Origin of the sequence: Ekhidna sp. (assembly GCF_965247405.1) — a bacterium.
Lineage (GTDB): Bacteria > Bacteroidota > Bacteroidia > Cytophagales > Cyclobacteriaceae > Ekhidna.
In genome coordinates, this window is record NZ_OZ252014.1 from 2,957,389 (window position 1) to 2,971,621 (window position 14,233).

15 protein-coding genes are annotated in these 14,233 nt (G+C 39.9%); 9 read left to right on the forward strand and 6 right to left on the reverse strand.

The genetic code is table 11. From position 1 onward, the window contains the following. Positions 1-5 precede the first annotated feature (5 nt). Positions 6-1,481, reverse strand: coding sequence for a fasciclin domain-containing protein (locus ACP14Y_RS13585; RefSeq protein WP_424963475.1), 1,476 nt, complete (start codon positions 1,479-1,481; stop codon positions 6-8). A gap of 202 nt (positions 1,482-1,683) precedes the next feature. Here ACP14Y_RS13585 and ACP14Y_RS13590 point away from each other — a divergent pair, with 202 nt between their 5' ends. Together ACP14Y_RS13590 and ACP14Y_RS13595 are read left to right on the forward strand one after the other, a co-directional pair. Then, positions 1,684-2,079, forward strand: coding sequence for a DUF4174 domain-containing protein (locus ACP14Y_RS13590; RefSeq protein ID WP_424963476.1), 396 nt, complete (start codon positions 1,684-1,686; stop codon positions 2,077-2,079). Between the two features lie 31 nt (positions 2,080-2,110). Next, on the forward strand, positions 2,111-3,151 hold the full coding sequence (locus tag ACP14Y_RS13595) for a mechanosensitive ion channel family protein (RefSeq protein WP_424963477.1): 1,041 nt from the start codon (positions 2,111-2,113) through the stop codon (positions 3,149-3,151). Between the two features lies 1 nt (position 3,152). Here ACP14Y_RS13595 and ACP14Y_RS13600 read toward each other — a convergent pair whose 3' ends face one another. From ACP14Y_RS13600 to ACP14Y_RS13610, 3 genes are read right to left on the reverse strand one after another with little or no spacing between them, the layout of a single operon-like run. Continuing rightward, positions 3,153-3,899: a LytR/AlgR family response regulator transcription factor gene (locus ACP14Y_RS13600; protein ID WP_424963478.1), complete on the reverse strand. Its 747-nt coding sequence runs from the start codon at positions 3,897-3,899 to the stop codon at positions 3,153-3,155. After that, complete coding sequence (locus ACP14Y_RS13605) at positions 3,896-4,915, reverse strand: sensor histidine kinase (protein WP_424963479.1); 1,020 nt, start codon at positions 4,913-4,915, stop codon at positions 3,896-3,898. The genes ACP14Y_RS13600 and ACP14Y_RS13605 overlap by 4 nt, the downstream gene beginning before the upstream one ends. A 9-nt stretch (positions 4,916-4,924) precedes the next feature. Then, positions 4,925-5,338: a hypothetical protein gene (locus tag ACP14Y_RS13610; protein WP_424963480.1), complete on the reverse strand. Its 414-nt coding sequence runs from the start codon at positions 5,336-5,338 to the stop codon at positions 4,925-4,927. A gap of 215 nt (positions 5,339-5,553) precedes the next feature. Between ACP14Y_RS13610 and ACP14Y_RS13615 the strand changes: the two genes are divergently transcribed. The 6 genes from ACP14Y_RS13615 to ACP14Y_RS13640 all read left to right on the forward strand — a co-directional run bounded on the left by ACP14Y_RS13615 (position 5,554) and on the right by ACP14Y_RS13640 (position 11,410). Next, the gene (locus ACP14Y_RS13615; RefSeq protein ID WP_424963481.1) at positions 5,554-5,889 is read left to right on the forward strand and encodes a PadR family transcriptional regulator; all 336 of its coding nucleotides are present in this window, start codon (positions 5,554-5,556) and stop codon (positions 5,887-5,889) included. A 29-nt stretch (positions 5,890-5,918) separates the two neighbouring features. Beyond that, positions 5,919-8,522, forward strand: a complete 2,604-nt coding sequence (locus tag ACP14Y_RS13620; RefSeq protein ID WP_424963482.1) for an ABC transporter permease — start codon at positions 5,919-5,921, stop codon at positions 8,520-8,522. A gap of 81 nt (positions 8,523-8,603) precedes the next feature. After that, positions 8,604-9,332, forward strand: a complete 729-nt coding sequence (locus ACP14Y_RS13625; protein ID WP_424963483.1) for a bacteriorhodopsin-like — start codon at positions 8,604-8,606, stop codon at positions 9,330-9,332. Positions 9,333-9,382: 50 nt separating this feature from the next. Then, complete coding sequence (locus tag ACP14Y_RS13630; RefSeq protein ID WP_424963484.1) at positions 9,383-10,282, forward strand: Brp/Blh family beta-carotene 15,15'-dioxygenase; 900 nt, start codon at positions 9,383-9,385, stop codon at positions 10,280-10,282. Positions 10,283-10,313: 31 nt separating this feature from the next. Further along, the gene (locus tag ACP14Y_RS13635; protein ID WP_424963485.1) at positions 10,314-10,853 is read left to right on the forward strand and encodes an HD domain-containing protein; all 540 of its coding nucleotides are present in this window, start codon (positions 10,314-10,316) and stop codon (positions 10,851-10,853) included. 11 nt (positions 10,854-10,864) lie between these two features. Next, positions 10,865-11,410: a DUF2911 domain-containing protein gene (locus ACP14Y_RS13640; RefSeq protein ID WP_424963486.1), complete on the forward strand. Its 546-nt coding sequence runs from the start codon at positions 10,865-10,867 to the stop codon at positions 11,408-11,410. Between the two features lie 40 nt (positions 11,411-11,450). Here ACP14Y_RS13640 and ACP14Y_RS13645 read toward each other — a convergent pair whose 3' ends face one another. Further along, positions 11,451-12,782, reverse strand: a complete 1,332-nt coding sequence (locus ACP14Y_RS13645) for a pyridoxal phosphate-dependent decarboxylase family protein (protein ID WP_424963487.1) — start codon at positions 12,780-12,782, stop codon at positions 11,451-11,453. Further along, the gene (locus ACP14Y_RS13650; RefSeq protein WP_424963488.1) at positions 12,779-13,342 is read right to left on the reverse strand and encodes a nitroreductase family protein; all 564 of its coding nucleotides are present in this window, start codon (positions 13,340-13,342) and stop codon (positions 12,779-12,781) included. The genes ACP14Y_RS13645 and ACP14Y_RS13650 overlap by 4 nt, the downstream gene beginning before the upstream one ends. Positions 13,343-13,361: 19 nt before the next feature. Here ACP14Y_RS13650 and ACP14Y_RS13655 point away from each other — a divergent pair, with 19 nt between their 5' ends. Continuing rightward, the gene (locus ACP14Y_RS13655) at positions 13,362-14,225 is read left to right on the forward strand and encodes an SDR family oxidoreductase (RefSeq protein WP_424963489.1); all 864 of its coding nucleotides are present in this window, start codon (positions 13,362-13,364) and stop codon (positions 14,223-14,225) included. Positions 14,226-14,233: the final 8 nt, after the last annotated feature.

Sequence of the window (14,233 nt, forward strand, 5' to 3'; positions counted from 1 at the left end):
TTACTCTAAGGAAGAATAACTTGATCTATCGTGTGAATGACACCATTTGTTGCAAGGATATCAGTTCCAACAATGGCTGCATTTGAAGTTCCGAGTGAAAGAGCGCCATCAGTATCAGTAATCGTTAGGTCACTATTTAGTGTCCATGATCCACCGGCAACTGCAGAAATGGATACGGAAGCATTTCCATCTAATAGATTAGGAATATCTTTTGAGAATACTCTCCCTGAATAAACATGATATTGAAGAACAGTAGCAATAACGTCTAGTCCACCTGCAGCAGCTACAAGATCAGTGATGTCATTATCGCCATCATCATCGCTATCTGGTACTTTGTCATATAGCGCCTGAAATGCAGCATCTGTTGGTGCAAAAACAGTAAACGGGCCATCGCCTTTCAATACCGTGATCAAATCAGCTGCCATCTCGTCATTCTCAACAGCGGTAAGAGCTGCCACCAACTGGCCAAATTCAGCATCTGAAGCTTCCGAAGCAGCTACAGCTATTTCCACAATATCCTCATCAGCTGGAATAAGCGTACGGTTGATTACATGAACCACACCATTATCTTGATCAATGTCTGTTGCTGTGACTTCCGTCAATCCGTTGATAAATACACCATCACTATTGATGCTCAAATAGAAATCACCATTCAAAGTAGTTACAGCACTACCAGTAGCAGGTAGGTCTGCTTGTTTCACCTCTGAGTCCAGTACATGATATTGTAATATTGGAGTTAAATCATTAGCTGTTAATCCTTCAAGAGAAGTAATACCTGCAGCCTCAAATGCATCATTAGTTGGAGCAAATACAGTGAAATTGGCGTCTGAGTCAATGAGCGTATTTAAAAGACCAGCCGTTACCACCGCTTCAGTAAGAATTGTGAAGTCTTTATTGAAATAGGCTGGCTCCACTACAGTATTCAAAATGCTTGACTCCAATGACGGTACAAGAATTCCATCTAAGATATGCACGATTCCGTTTGATGCTTCTACGTCGGCTGTTGCTACAGCAACACTATTTATTGTCACATCAGATCCGTCTACTCCAACGGTAATATCTTCACCTAAAACAGTGGTCGCAGTTGCACCGTCAGTAAGCGCGGTTGATACTAACTCAGATCCGCTTACAACGTGATATTCTAACACTCTTCTTAGAACAGCATCGGGGACATTATCCAAACTTGTTTGTCCGGTCGCCTCTAATAATGCGCTGAATGAAGCGTTTGTAGGAGCAAATATGGTAAATGAACCGTTTTCATCAGAAAGCGCATTTACTAAATCCGGAAATCTATTTAAAGCAGCTACAAGTGACGATAAATTATCTGTCTCTGCAGCTATCTCAACGATACTATCAGCAGAGACTACAGCACTATCGTCATCTCCACAGCTTGTGGTGAGCAGTATTAAAGCAAATGCAGCAGTGCCTAATGCTAGCTTAATCCCTTTAAAAAGTTTTGGTTCTTGTATTGAATGTTTCATGATTCGATTTTTTTGTTGAATTATGAAGGTAAAACCAATGTATATACACATGTTTTGGTTGATTTTATCGAATCATCTAAGAATGCATCTGAACTAGCTAAAAAGCCGACCGAACTGGTTTACCAATCAATTTCGGATGTCAATTGTTTATCCTACAATGAATCATATTGTTCTAATTTTTTTACTGTTAAATCATATTCAAATGAATCCGATATCATCTCATAAATGGGAAAATAGAGTTTTGATTTTTTCAGCTGCCTCTCCAACGAACATTGGATACAAAAGACAAGATCAGATCATGTCTAAAGGGAAGAAAGGAATGAAAGAGCGAGATTTGATTATCTACAGACTGTATGACGATCATTGGTTAGATCATAAAGATGAATTGCTTTCAGAAAAACAGGCAATCGCTATTAGAAAAGCTTATGCGATACCCGAGGGAAAGTTTATGGTCGTTTTGATCGGGAAGGATGGTACTGTGAAAATGAGAAAAGATGATATCGTTTCTACTAGAGAGATCTTTCAATTAATTGATAGTATGCCAATGCGGAAGCAAGAGATGAGACAGAATTCAGCTAACAAAAACAGCATTAATTAAGATCTCCTTATTCTAGTCTTACCTTTGCCATATGGAAAAAATAAATGTTTTACCATGGCACGAACAAGCATTGTGGTTAATAGGTATTTTCCTTGGAGGTCTGCTTTTAGGTCTCACCTTTTATTGGATAATCAAAAAAATACTAAGAGTTAGCCATTCAGAACTGGGAAGGGACTTACCTCGTGTTAAAAAGCCATTTGTTTTTGTTGTTATCGTACTCTCCTTGCAGCTATGGCCTGAACTTTATTTTGAATCCAAAACACCTTTTATCACTCAGCTCTCTCAAATCGTAAATATTCTGGCTGTCACCTGGCTGTTGATTGGGATTGTTAAAGGGGTTAGAGATTCTATTGTAAGGAGATATAAACAGGATGTTGGCAGCAGTCTGAAGTTGAGAAAGCTGTTTACTCAGGTCAGACTCTTCGAACGAATAGTGATTGTTATCATCATCATCCTGGCCATTGCACTGATACTAATGACGTTCGATAGCATCCGAAGGGTAGGAGTAAGTATTCTTACTTCAGCGGGAATTGCTGGTGTAATTATTGGTCTGGCTGCACAGCGTTTGATTGCAAACCTGTTGGCTGGCTTCCAATTGGCCATTACTCAACCCATTCGCTTAGGGGATGTCGTGATCGTGGAGGGGGAGTGGGGGACAATTCATGAAATGACTCTGACTTATGTTGTGGTAGCAATCTGGGACAAACGAATGCTTGTAGTGCCATCTACTTATTTCATTGAAAAACCATTTCAAAACTGGACTAGAAAAAGTGGTGATATGCTTGGCACTGTATACCTATATGTTGACTATCATTTACCTCTTGAACCAGTGAGAAAGGAACTCAAAAGAATTGTAAAAGACAATCCTTTGTGGGATGGAGAAACTGCTAATATTCAGGTGACGGGAAGCACAGAGAAGGCGATGGAGATTCGTGCACTCATCGGTGCGGAAAATGCAAATGATGCATGGATTCTCCGTGTTCATGTGAGAGAAAAGCTTATTGAGTTTTTACAGAAGGAGTTTCCGGAAATGCTACCAAAAAGTCGGGTAACATTAGAGAAAGAGAGTTAAACTACCTATCCAACCACTCTTTAAAAGCCTTCACTTTTTCCCTACTCACAATCACCTGTTCATCAAATTCTGGTCTCAAAGCAAGTATAAGTCGATTGTTGAAATATGAATCGATGGAGTTTATATACTTGTCACAAACCATCATATGCCGGTTAATCCGAAAGAAATCTTCCGGGTTAAGCATGGTCTGCAATTCATCAAGTGAGTGATCGGTGATCAGACTGTCACCCTTCAATGTCTTTAGATAGGTGGTACTGGCCTGGCTGTAGAAATACGTAATTTCATCCACGGGTATAGAATGAAATTTATGTCCAATTTTGATTAGAAATTTCTTTTTGAAACCTGTTTTAATATGATCTCTTAAAGAATCAACTGCAGCACTGATGTCACTTTGAGCATGTACTTTTTTTAGTTTCTCCACAGCTGCAATCAAATCCTCTGCTTTTACAGGTTTAAGCAAATAGTCTACACTATTGTATTTGAATGCGTCTAAGACATACTTGTCAAAAGCGGTAGTAAATACCACCTTGGGATACGATGAAAGTTCGTTTAGAATATCAAAGCCGGTCCCATCTCCAAGCTGGATATCCAGGAAAAGCAAATCCGGTGTTTCATTTTCCTTCAACCATTTCAGCGCAGTTTTTACAGAGTAGAATGTACCAAAAACTTTAATGCTGGTGTGCTCAGTTACGAGCTTTCCCAAACGGTTTGCTGAGAGTTCTTCATCCTCTATGATAATTGCATTCATGCTCGTGAAAGAGGTAATCTAACCTGGAATATCTGATCATTATCCAATACTTCCAAAGCCCTACCGGCAGAAAGCATTAGCCTTTTTGAAAGGTTCTTTAAACCAATCTGAGTACTACTGGTTAGGTGTTCTTTTTTCCTCTTTTCATTTTCTACAATGATGGCCTTTTGGCCATCATTTTTCACAATTATATGTAAGGGTTCATCAATGGAGAACGAATTGTGCTTAACCGCATTTTCAATCAATACCTGAATAGACATAGGAGGTATTAAAATTTCTTTGGCTGGCAAATCCAGGTGTTTGTGTACAATTATTGCTGAACGATGGCGCATAGAGAGGAGGAAGGTGTAACTATCAATAAAAGCCAACTCTTCCTCCAGTGATACCACCGTTTTTTCGTCGTTTTCAAGAATGTAGCGATACATATCTGACAGCTTTGAGATGAATTTTACCGCAGTTTTAGAATCTTCTTCTACAAGTGAGGTAAGTACACTGAAGCTGTTGAAAAGGAAATGGGGATTGACCTGATTCTTAAGGCTTTCCAGTTTGGCGGCTGCCAGCTCCTTCTGAATCTGCTCCTTTTCACGTGCACTTTTTATGGCATTTCTGACATAAAGATTAATGATTTCGTAAGCGATGATTAGCAGTGAAATGACAAAACCCTGGGCTGCATTGATCAGAAAGCTCCCATAATAATGCTCTGGACAGCAACTAATGTATTGAAGGATGTTATCATAAATGTAGGCAAACAAAAACACCAAAGGCAACATCAGAAGTGTTGCCTTTGTAGAAAGGATATATAAGCCTTTATTAGAATTAATGCCGGTTTTGTTGCTTGTCGCACGAATGTAGCGAGCCACTATTTCCCATAGCGCAAGAATTACGATAACAGTGTAGACCAATGATATCGAAGTGCCTAGATCCCAGTGAAATAACTCATCTCTGAAATCATCTCTGGTCAACTTAAAAAATAAGAAGACAAAGACACCAATCGTTAGCCTATACCAATATTTCATTTGGCAAATTTACTCTCCATCTTTCGATGCTACAGCCTTTGATGGAGTAACATTGAAGGAAAGAGTAGTTCCAACAACTTTTTGAGTACCTGTACTACGGGCAGAGACGGTTGTTGAATATTGACCTGTTTCCACATCTTTGGCAGAAACGGTTACAACGTAATGATCCTTGTTATTCTCGTCTTGAGTGACTTCAAATGTCAGGCCAGAACTGGAAATCAGTTTAGGTTCCATGAATGTTGCTCTCCTGGCAAATCGAGACCTTACTAACCATAGGTCAAAAGTTGTTTCATTGTCAGAATCAACAGAGATCGTGTATTCTTTCGCGTAAATCTTAGCTCCTTTTTTTGGAGCTTCAAAGTCCTGAGCTACAGCAATAGTGCCGAATAATATAAATGAGAAGATAGCGATGTACTTTTTCATAATCGTATACTTTTACTTTTTGGTTTCTTATTACAAATGACACGAGTATTCGGCGTTTCTAAACTATCAAAATGATTGAGATGTCTGAAATTCTGTTGAGCTGTCACTTTTACGTATTGACCTGTTTTTTATACAAAATATGAAAAAATATAACCAAAGGGATTTTTTCACGTTTTGATTTTTCATACATTTGGTGAATTAATAATTTCAGAGAAATGAAAGGAACGAATCTTGGTGAATTTGAAGAAATCGTTTTGCTAACCATAGCTTCTCTCATGTCAGAGGCATATAGCGTGAACATCGTGGATGAGATTGCTAATGTGACGGGTAGAAAAACCAAGCTAGGTGTGGTTCATGCGGTGCTCAAAAGACTGGAGGACAAAGGACTAATTACTTCAGAGTTGGGAGAGCCAACCAAAGAGAGGGGTGGTCGCAGAAAGCGATTTTTTACTGTTTCTCATACGGGTAAGGTGGCATTGATGAAAGCCAAAGCACAGCGAGATAAACTATGGGATAAGATTCCCGAACTGGTTTTTCAGGAAATCAAATGAATAAGCAAATAAAAGGACCACCTCGATGGATGGATAGAATCATCGAATTCTATTGTCGAAAGGATCTTCTCGAAGACCTGCAAGGTGATTTGCATGAATACTATTTCCGAAATATTGAAAAAAGCAGAGCAAAAGCCAATCTGATTTTTCTACTGGATGTTCTCAAATTCTGCAGACTATACACTATTCAAAAACCCAAAATACTAGGACAAATGACATTCTTCAATCTAATCGGCAACTACTTCAAAACGAGTATTCGAAGTATTGCCAGAAACAAACTTTTTGCTTCTATCAACATTGTTGGTTTGGCCGTCTCCATGTCGGTAGGGCTACTCATGATCACCTATATCAATGAAACGCTCTCGTTCGATGAATTTCATGAAAAGAAAGATCGGATATACAGAGTTACCTCTACTTATTCGAGTATTACTAACGATGATCCATTCGATTTGGCATCAACCTCCGTTTTTATTGGCGAAAAACTGCGAAGCGAATATTCAGGTTTTGAGAAGGTTCTGATCATGCGTAGAAATTTTCGGGCAGATATTTCTAAAGGAGAAAATATCATTAGTGTCAGAGGGCATTATTCATCCCCCGAGTTTTTTGATGTCTTCTCATTTGAATTACTTTCGGGTGATCCTCATTCAGCTTTAATCGAGCCGAATTCGATTATTCTTACTGAGAAAACCGCTCAAAAATTGTTCAAGGGGGATAATCCGGTGGGGCAGGTCGTAATGTTTGGAGAGGAGGCATACACGGTTACAGGTGTGATTCAGGATGTTCCTAGAAATTCTCATGTGCAGTTTGAAGCACTTGCATCACTTTCCACACTGGAGAATAAACACCGGGATGATGAAACTTCAAGTTTTTTTACCTGGCGAAGCATCTGGATGAATTATGTCTACCTACTTATGGAAGATGGAACAACCCCCGCGCAGGCCAATAGGTATCTTCATGAAATTGCTGTGGAGGAAAATGCTAAGACCGACCGTTTTACAATTTCTCATGAGGTGGAAAGTTTGAGTGCTATTGCACCTGGCAGAGACCTTTCTAATCAAATTGGCCCAAACATTACATGGGAAAGTATTTATCAGCTACTCGGCCTTACACTTATCATCATCCTGTCTGCATGTTTCAATTACACGAACCTCTCAATTGCACGATCCTTAAGAAGGGCAAAAGAAGTAGGTATACGTAAGGTGGTAGGAGCCTCGCGATCGCAGGTGCTCACGCAATTCGTATTTGAAGCAATCGTTATTTCTGTTTTTTCTCTTGTGATAGCCGTCGCGTTATACCTTATGCTGAAGCCTGAATTCGTTCAATCTATTATAGGAGAAGATACCATTGCGATGGAATTCAGATGGCTTCATGTACTATACTTCCTGGCATTTGCAGTAGCGATTGGTTTGATTTCAGGGTTTTTACCGTCATTGATTTTATCAAAATTGAAGGCTATTTCGATACTAACGGACGTAACTAAATTGCGCCTTTTTAAAGGTGTCAGTCTTAGAAAGATTTTGATTGTCTTTCAATTTTCGATCTCAATGGCATTGATTATTGGTGCCACAATTACCTACCGTCAGTATAATTTCTCTATTAACTATGATCTTGGATTTACTTCTGAGAATGTTTTAAATCTGGACATGGCTGGAAATGATCCTGCAATCCTGATGGCGGAAATAGAAAAATTACCAGAAGTGACAGATATGTCACTGTCCGGAATGATTCCCAGCACAGGAGAAATTTGGGCAGATGAAGTAAAGTATAAAGACCCACTTGACTCGGTAAAGATTTATATCAATTACGTAAATAAGGATTACGCTCGTATTCATGAATTGAACTTTCTGGCAGGTGAAACTTTTCCATTTGATCTGAATGGTGAGGATGAAGCAAAGTTTTTAATTATCGATAGAAATTTAAGCGAACGACTTGGATTCGAAAATCCAGATCAGGCGGTAGGTGAAGTGCTCTACCTGGACCGAAGAGAAGATGATTTACCTCTTCAAATTAGCGGGGTGATCGAAAACTATCAATATCAAAATTTAGCAAGTGACCCTGAGCCTTCCGCCTTGATACAAAGTGGTAGAGACAACTTTATTCATTTAAACATGAAGGTAAGCACCACGGATGTGATTGGGATGATGAATAAGCTGGAGGATATCTGGTTGGATATTGATAAGCTACATCCATTTCGGGCAGAATTCATGGATCAGCAAATCCAGGAGTCATACGCTGATTATCGTATCATGTATCGTATTTTCACTTTTCTGGCCTTATTAGCGATTTCCATATCTACGATGGGATTATTGGGGATGGCCGTATTTACCACAGAGACCAGAATCAAGGAAGTGAGTATACGCAAGGTACTTGGTGCGACAGAAAGAAACCTTGTTATGATCCTATCCCGAAGTTTTATGTTCATGCTTTTGATCTCGGCAGTGATTGCGATTCCACTGACTTATTATATTTTCTCCTCGCATGTTCTGTCAGAGTTCAAAAAGCGAATAGCGATCGGACCGATGGAGCTAATTCCGGGGGTACTTCTAATCTTTCTAATTGGGTTTGTAACAATTAGCTGGCAAACCATAAAAGCAGCGAAGACCAACCCGGCAGAAATGCTAAGAGATGAATGAATTGTTTAATATTTTTAATTAAAAGTTAAACAAAATAATATATTGTAGGGTTAGTAGCTAAAATTTAAAAGTTGAAAAACTATGAATACAACATTAGCCGCAACCCTGCAATCAGGTGATTATGTAGGGTTCACCTTCTTTATTGGCAGTATGGCCATGTTAGCAGCAACCGTCTTTTTCTTCCTGGAGATGAAAAGTGTAGACGGAAAATGGAGAACTTCTCTCTTAGTGTCAGGACTGATTACATTCATTGCAGCCGTGCATTACTATTACATGCGTGATTACTGGGTGCAAAATGGAACCTCACCAACCGAATTCAGATACATTGACTGGATTTTGACAGTACCGTTAATGTGTGTGGAGTTCTACCTGATCCTCAAAGCATTTGGAGCTAAAATCGGACTGCTCTGGAAGATGATCTTTTATTCAGTGTTCATGCTAGTAACCGGATACCTAGGTGAGACAGTATTCAGAGATAGTAGTGCCATTTGGGGAGCTATCTCAACGTTGGGGTACTTGGGTATCTTCTACGAAGTGTGGTTTGGATCAGCAAAACAGCTATCTAAAAGTTCTAATGATCCGGTTTTACAAAAAGCTTTCAATACGTTAGCCTGGTTTATTTTGGTTGGGTGGGCAATCTATCCAATTGGGTACATGGCTATCGAAACCGATGGTTTATTAAGTGGAATACTTTCTCCAAATTCTTTAGATATTATTTACAATATTGGTGATGCCATCAATAAAATTGGATTTGGCCTTGTGATTTACAGTTTGGCCGTTAGTCAATCAGCTAAAAAAGCAACAGCTTAGTAATTTTTAATGATGATGAGTGGAGTGCCTTTGCACTCCACTCTTTGTTTATGGTTAGGATTATTCAATATGGATCAGCGCTTGTACTCATGGCAACTTTCCTTATCTGGAACTTGCCTCTTCAGTATGTCAATGCTTTTTGCTTAATCTTAATCCTTGTTTTCGGTATACCTCATGGTGCAGTAGATCATCGCATTCACCTTTCCACGTCAGAAGACACAAGCGTTATCAAGTACGTTTTAAAATATGTTTTGATAGCAGGGGGTTTCATCCTTTGGTGGCTTTTAGATCCATCCAAAGCTTTACTCATGTTCATTCTTTTATCATCTTATCATTTTGGTCAGGAATTGCTAGAAGATCAAGAAATAAAGAATTCCAGTTTGTTTGTACGCATGATTTGGGGTGCATTGATCCTCATCGCGCCGATGATTTACCATTTGGAAGAAATTACACCCTATTTGGTAGTAGTCGTCAAAGCTGAAGTATTCGACATTGGTAGCTGGAGGTTTATTACCCCTTCTTTGATCATATTAATGGCAATTGGGAGTTTGATTATGCTTTATCGTCAAGGAACAGGAATCCGTAAAATCTTTCGGCTTTTCATTTTCTTAATGTTTATTGTGATTAGTCACGTGTTAATGCCCTTCGTTTTGGCGTTCACACTATACTTTGTGCTATTTCATTCCTTAAATGCTTTTAGACATCAATATTTTTGGCTTAGAAGAGAAAAAAAACATTACAACCTGGGCCGTTTTATATCTGATTTAATAGGATTTAGCCTGCTGGCCATTTTGGGCATCCTTGCATTGCTCTGGTTTGTCAAGCCGGAAAATCAGACAATCCTTATTACTTACTTCTTTATATTAATTTCCCTAATCACACTTCCTCACGCGATCACTTTAGATCAATTCTATCGATTCAGAAGCAAGCCTAAGCTTCGAACGAATTAAAAATATCCCTGCCATTAGTTACTTTTCTGTCATGAACAGAGAAGAAGCAAAAGAGTTGTTGCATTCCATGACTGAAAGTGACAGCCTGCTTCGTCATGCACGAACTGTCGAATTGGTCATGGAAGCCTACGCTGAAAAATTCAAAGAAAGCCCAGAGGAGTGGGCCATTACCGGAATGCTTCATGATGCGGACTATGAAAAATATCCTGAAGAGCATCCTAATCGAATTGTTGGACTTCTACGAGAAAAAGGAGAGGAGAAGATCGCACATGCAATCTCTGCTCACTATACTAAATGGAATGTATCCTACGAAACAACCCTTGATAAAGCATTACTTGCTTGCGATGAATTGACTGGATTCATTGTTGCTTGCTGCCAGGTACGCCCGGAGGGGATTGAAACGCTTACCGCTAAATCTGTCAAGAAGAAGTTAAAGCAAAAGAGCTTTGCTGCGAAGGTCGAACGAGATGAAATAGCGGCAGGAGTAGAGATGCTAGGTGTGGATATGACCGAACATATTAACTTTATAATTGATGTACTGAAAAGGCATAAAGAAGAACTACACCTCTAAATCACACTATAATGAAAAAGAAACTACTCATCGGATTCGGCATATTGATCCTTTTGATCGTTGCTGCCTTCTTTTATCTCAATAATAGAAACAGGACATTGAGTCCTCCGGGTCAGACATCTGCCGTGGCTAATGGCGACACAGTCACTGTATCGTATTCACGTCCTTCTGTTCGAGAACGAATGATTTTTGGTGAAGCGGAGGAAGGAGCACTACAACCTTATGGCGTCTATTGGAGATTAGGAGCAAATGAACCGACCTTCATGGATATCGATTACGATTTCCAGTTTGGAGTTTCGGAGATTGATGCTGGGAAATACGTGATTTATGCGATTCCTCGGAAAGGAGAAATGGAGCTAAGGCTTAATTCAGATCTTCGATTCTGGGGATATACAGAACCGGATTATTCTCAAGATTTAGCAACAGCCTTGGTGCCAATGATCACCAGTGATCATACTGAACAATTTACTATTGAAGCAATACCTGATTCTTTGAGTGCCAGATTGTTGTTCTCCTGGGATAAATATCAGTGGGAACTACTCTTGGAAAGACAATAACAGAAAAGGCCATCATTTGATGGCCTTTTCTTTGTGATTATTAATTCAATGATAGGATCATTCGTTTCCATATCTCATCCAACCAATCTTCATGTTCTGGCTTCATCAAAGACGACCGTAAACAAACGAGGTATTTTGAGTCAATTTCAAAATCAGGATTTGAGAATTTTTCAGTTGGGTATTTATAGAGTGACAGGTATAGATGGTTCTCCTCTGCTTTTTTGAAGAATGCATGAGCCAGTTCAGACATTTTGCTGGTTGTTTCCCCTTTTAATCCCCAGGTAACGATATCGGTTTCCGGTTTCACTATTGGGAAAAAATTTTCATTCGAGCTAATCTTCTCAAATAATTTCAGTGCAGCACTTCTTGACTTTTCCAGGTCTAATGCAAATTGACCATTCTCAACCGGAGGCATCAGTTGATGAGTAGCCCACAGCGCCACCGCAGAGGCTCCCGCACGCGAACATTCCAGACTAATCTCACCCAGGTGCAATTCATCTGATGTGAAATAGGTGTATGGCGAATCATGTATATAAAACTTTGCAACCTCAGGATTCCTGAAAATCACACATCCACATCCATAGGGTTGCAGTCCTTGTTTATGAGGATCTATAACAATGCTATCTACATGGTCAATGAGTGAAAATTTGTTTTTGGTATGGTCATCCAGGTTGGATAATAGCATGAAGTAACCACCATAAGCTGCATCAGCGTGAATTCTGAAACCATATTTCTTCTGAAGTTCCAATATCTCATCTAGAGGATCGACAGACCCAAGTCCAGTTGTTCCCATCGTACAAACCACCGTGCCCACATCTCCTATTTTCAATTCTTCCTCAAGAGCTGAAAGATCAATTCTTCCCTGATGATCGGTAGCTACTTTATCAAATCGGAGTTTCAATACTTCTGAGATTCGCTCATGGGTATAATGCGCCTGATCAGAAGCGATGATCTTTTTATCTGGATGAATCTTGCCGGAAACCCAAAGTGCTTCCAGGTTAGCCATGGTTCCTCCACCTGTCAGATGCCCCAGGTGCTCACCCCAACCAAACATTTTGGCCAAATCGGCAACCACCTCTTTCTCCATTGGTGAGCTGGCTTTGCTTCCATCCATGGCATGATTATTTGGATTGATCCACATGGCCATCATGTATGCAACTTTGGCAATGGGATGAGGTGGTTTTAGCATCTGCCCTGCAAAGAGTGGATGAAAATAGGGATAGTTATCCTGCATTTTTTCAGCCGTCAGTAACATCACCTCCTCCATCTTTTTGGTGTCGAATTCGACTTTGAAGTCAGGAAGGTTGAAGCCAGCCTCTAGTTTTACGAGGGCTTTTTGCAGCAGTTCTAATGATTCTCGTTCTAGTTTCATTCTTCAATCCATTCAACTTTCTCTTTGATTGGCTTTTTTGTCGCAACTCGTTCCGAAGGTTCGCAATATCCCATATAGAATAACCCAATGCAAGTTTCATTTTCTTCCATGGCTATGTGTTCACCCATAAATTTGCAAAGAGCAGGGCTGCTCCAATACCCACCCAATCCATATTGCTCCAACGCGATCCAGATATTTTGTACTGCACAAGCAACTGCTGCAATTTCCTCCCATTCAGGCACTCGTTCCGCAGGATCACGATGCAGGATAATGGCTAAAACAGCTCCTGCTTGGTCTGGCTTTGCCAGGATCTTTTTGATTTTTGAAGGGTCAGCATCGGGTGTAATCTCCTGATATTTCTGTGCTAGAAATTCACCTAATCTCGATTTAGCTTTTCCAGTGAAAACCTTGAAACGCCACGGTTCCGTAAGTTTATGAGTGGGCGCATGATTGGCATTGAGCAGGAGCTCTTCCAGGATTTCCCTGGAGATGGGCTTATCGATATATTGCAAAGGGTAGACGGACCGACGCTTGCGTATGATTTTGTTTAATTCACTCACGATTGAAAACTGTTTTTAAATGACTAAATCTCAGAATGTTTTAATAACCGGTGTTTCCACTGGAATAGGATATGATCTGACAAAGATATTTGTTGAAAAAGGTTATACCGTATTTGGGAGTGTAAGAAAGCAAGCGGATGCTAATGGTTTGTCAAAAGAACTGGGGGAGAGTTTTCGACCAGTGATTTTTGATGTGACGAACTTTGATGAGGTAGATTCTGCGGCCAAAAAGCTTGAAAAAGAGATTGGTCATGAGGGGTTGGTGGCATTGATTAACAATGCAGGGATTGCGATAGGCGGGCCATTGATGGATTTAGAGATAGATGATTACAAGCGGCAATTTGAAGTGAATGTTTTTGGGTTGATCAAAGTAACACAGGCATTTTTACCCCTCTTGGGCGCAAGGGAAAACCACCCTATTTATCCTGGAAGAATTATTCAAATATCATCCGTAGCAGGGAAACACGGGATGCCATTTATGTCGCCATATGCGGGCTCCAAGCACGCTGTGGAAGGGATTACAGAAAGTTTAAGAAAAGAATTATTGCACTTCGGAATTGATGTGATTCTAATTGAGCCTGGGCCAATCAAAACACCAATATGGGAAAAAGGCACCTCTCAGGCGGAAGAAGAGAAATTCAAAGAGTCGGTTTTTTATCCAGCGTTAAATAAATTTCAGGATGTTTTTATGGCTAAAGCAGTAAAGGGCGCTTTGACGAGTGAAAAAGCAGCGAAAGTTATTTTCAAAGCTTTTCTGGCAAAAAGGCCAAAGGTCAGATATGTATTGATGGCCGGCAAGTTTAAGAACTGGACACTGCCACGCATGATGCCTACCCGTATGGTGGATAGATTTATTGGAAAAGCACTCGGTCTTTTGAAATAGGTTTTTAG

Bases quoted from the DNA above. Each gene is read 5' to 3' on its own strand.
- ACP14Y_RS13630 (WP_424963484.1), top strand. From the start codon at position 9,383: ATGGTTAGGATTATTCAATATGGATCAGCGCTTGTACTCATGGCAACT.
- ACP14Y_RS13595 (WP_424963477.1), top strand. From the start codon at position 2,111: ATGGAAAAAATAAATGTTTTACCATGGCACGAACAAGCATTGTGGTTA.
- ACP14Y_RS13625 (WP_424963483.1), top strand. From the start codon at position 8,604: ATGAATACAACATTAGCCGCAACCCTGCAATCAGGTGATTATGTAGGG.
- ACP14Y_RS13615 (WP_424963481.1), top strand. From the start codon at position 5,554: ATGAAAGGAACGAATCTTGGTGAATTTGAAGAAATCGTTTTGCTAACC.
- ACP14Y_RS13655 (WP_424963489.1), top strand. From the start codon at position 13,362: ATGACTAAATCTCAGAATGTTTTAATAACCGGTGTTTCCACTGGAATA.
- ACP14Y_RS13610 (WP_424963480.1), bottom strand. From the start codon at position 5,338: ATGAAAAAGTACATCGCTATCTTCTCATTTATATTATTCGGCACTATT.
- ACP14Y_RS13635 (WP_424963485.1), top strand. From the start codon at position 10,314: ATGAACAGAGAAGAAGCAAAAGAGTTGTTGCATTCCATGACTGAAAGT.
- ACP14Y_RS13600 (WP_424963478.1), bottom strand. From the start codon at position 3,899: ATGAATGCAATTATCATAGAGGATGAAGAACTCTCAGCAAACCGTTTG.
- ACP14Y_RS13590 (WP_424963476.1), top strand. From the start codon at position 1,684: ATGAATCCGATATCATCTCATAAATGGGAAAATAGAGTTTTGATTTTT.
- ACP14Y_RS13620 (WP_424963482.1), top strand. From the start codon at position 5,919: ATGGATAGAATCATCGAATTCTATTGTCGAAAGGATCTTCTCGAAGAC.
- ACP14Y_RS13640 (WP_424963486.1), top strand. From the start codon at position 10,865: ATGAAAAAGAAACTACTCATCGGATTCGGCATATTGATCCTTTTGATC.
- ACP14Y_RS13645 (WP_424963487.1), bottom strand. From the start codon at position 12,782: ATGAAACTAGAACGAGAATCATTAGAACTGCTGCAAAAAGCCCTCGTA.
- ACP14Y_RS13605 (WP_424963479.1), bottom strand. From the start codon at position 4,915: ATGAAATATTGGTATAGGCTAACGATTGGTGTCTTTGTCTTCTTATTT.
- ACP14Y_RS13585 (WP_424963475.1), bottom strand. From the start codon at position 1,481: ATGAAACATTCAATACAAGAACCAAAACTTTTTAAAGGGATTAAGCTA.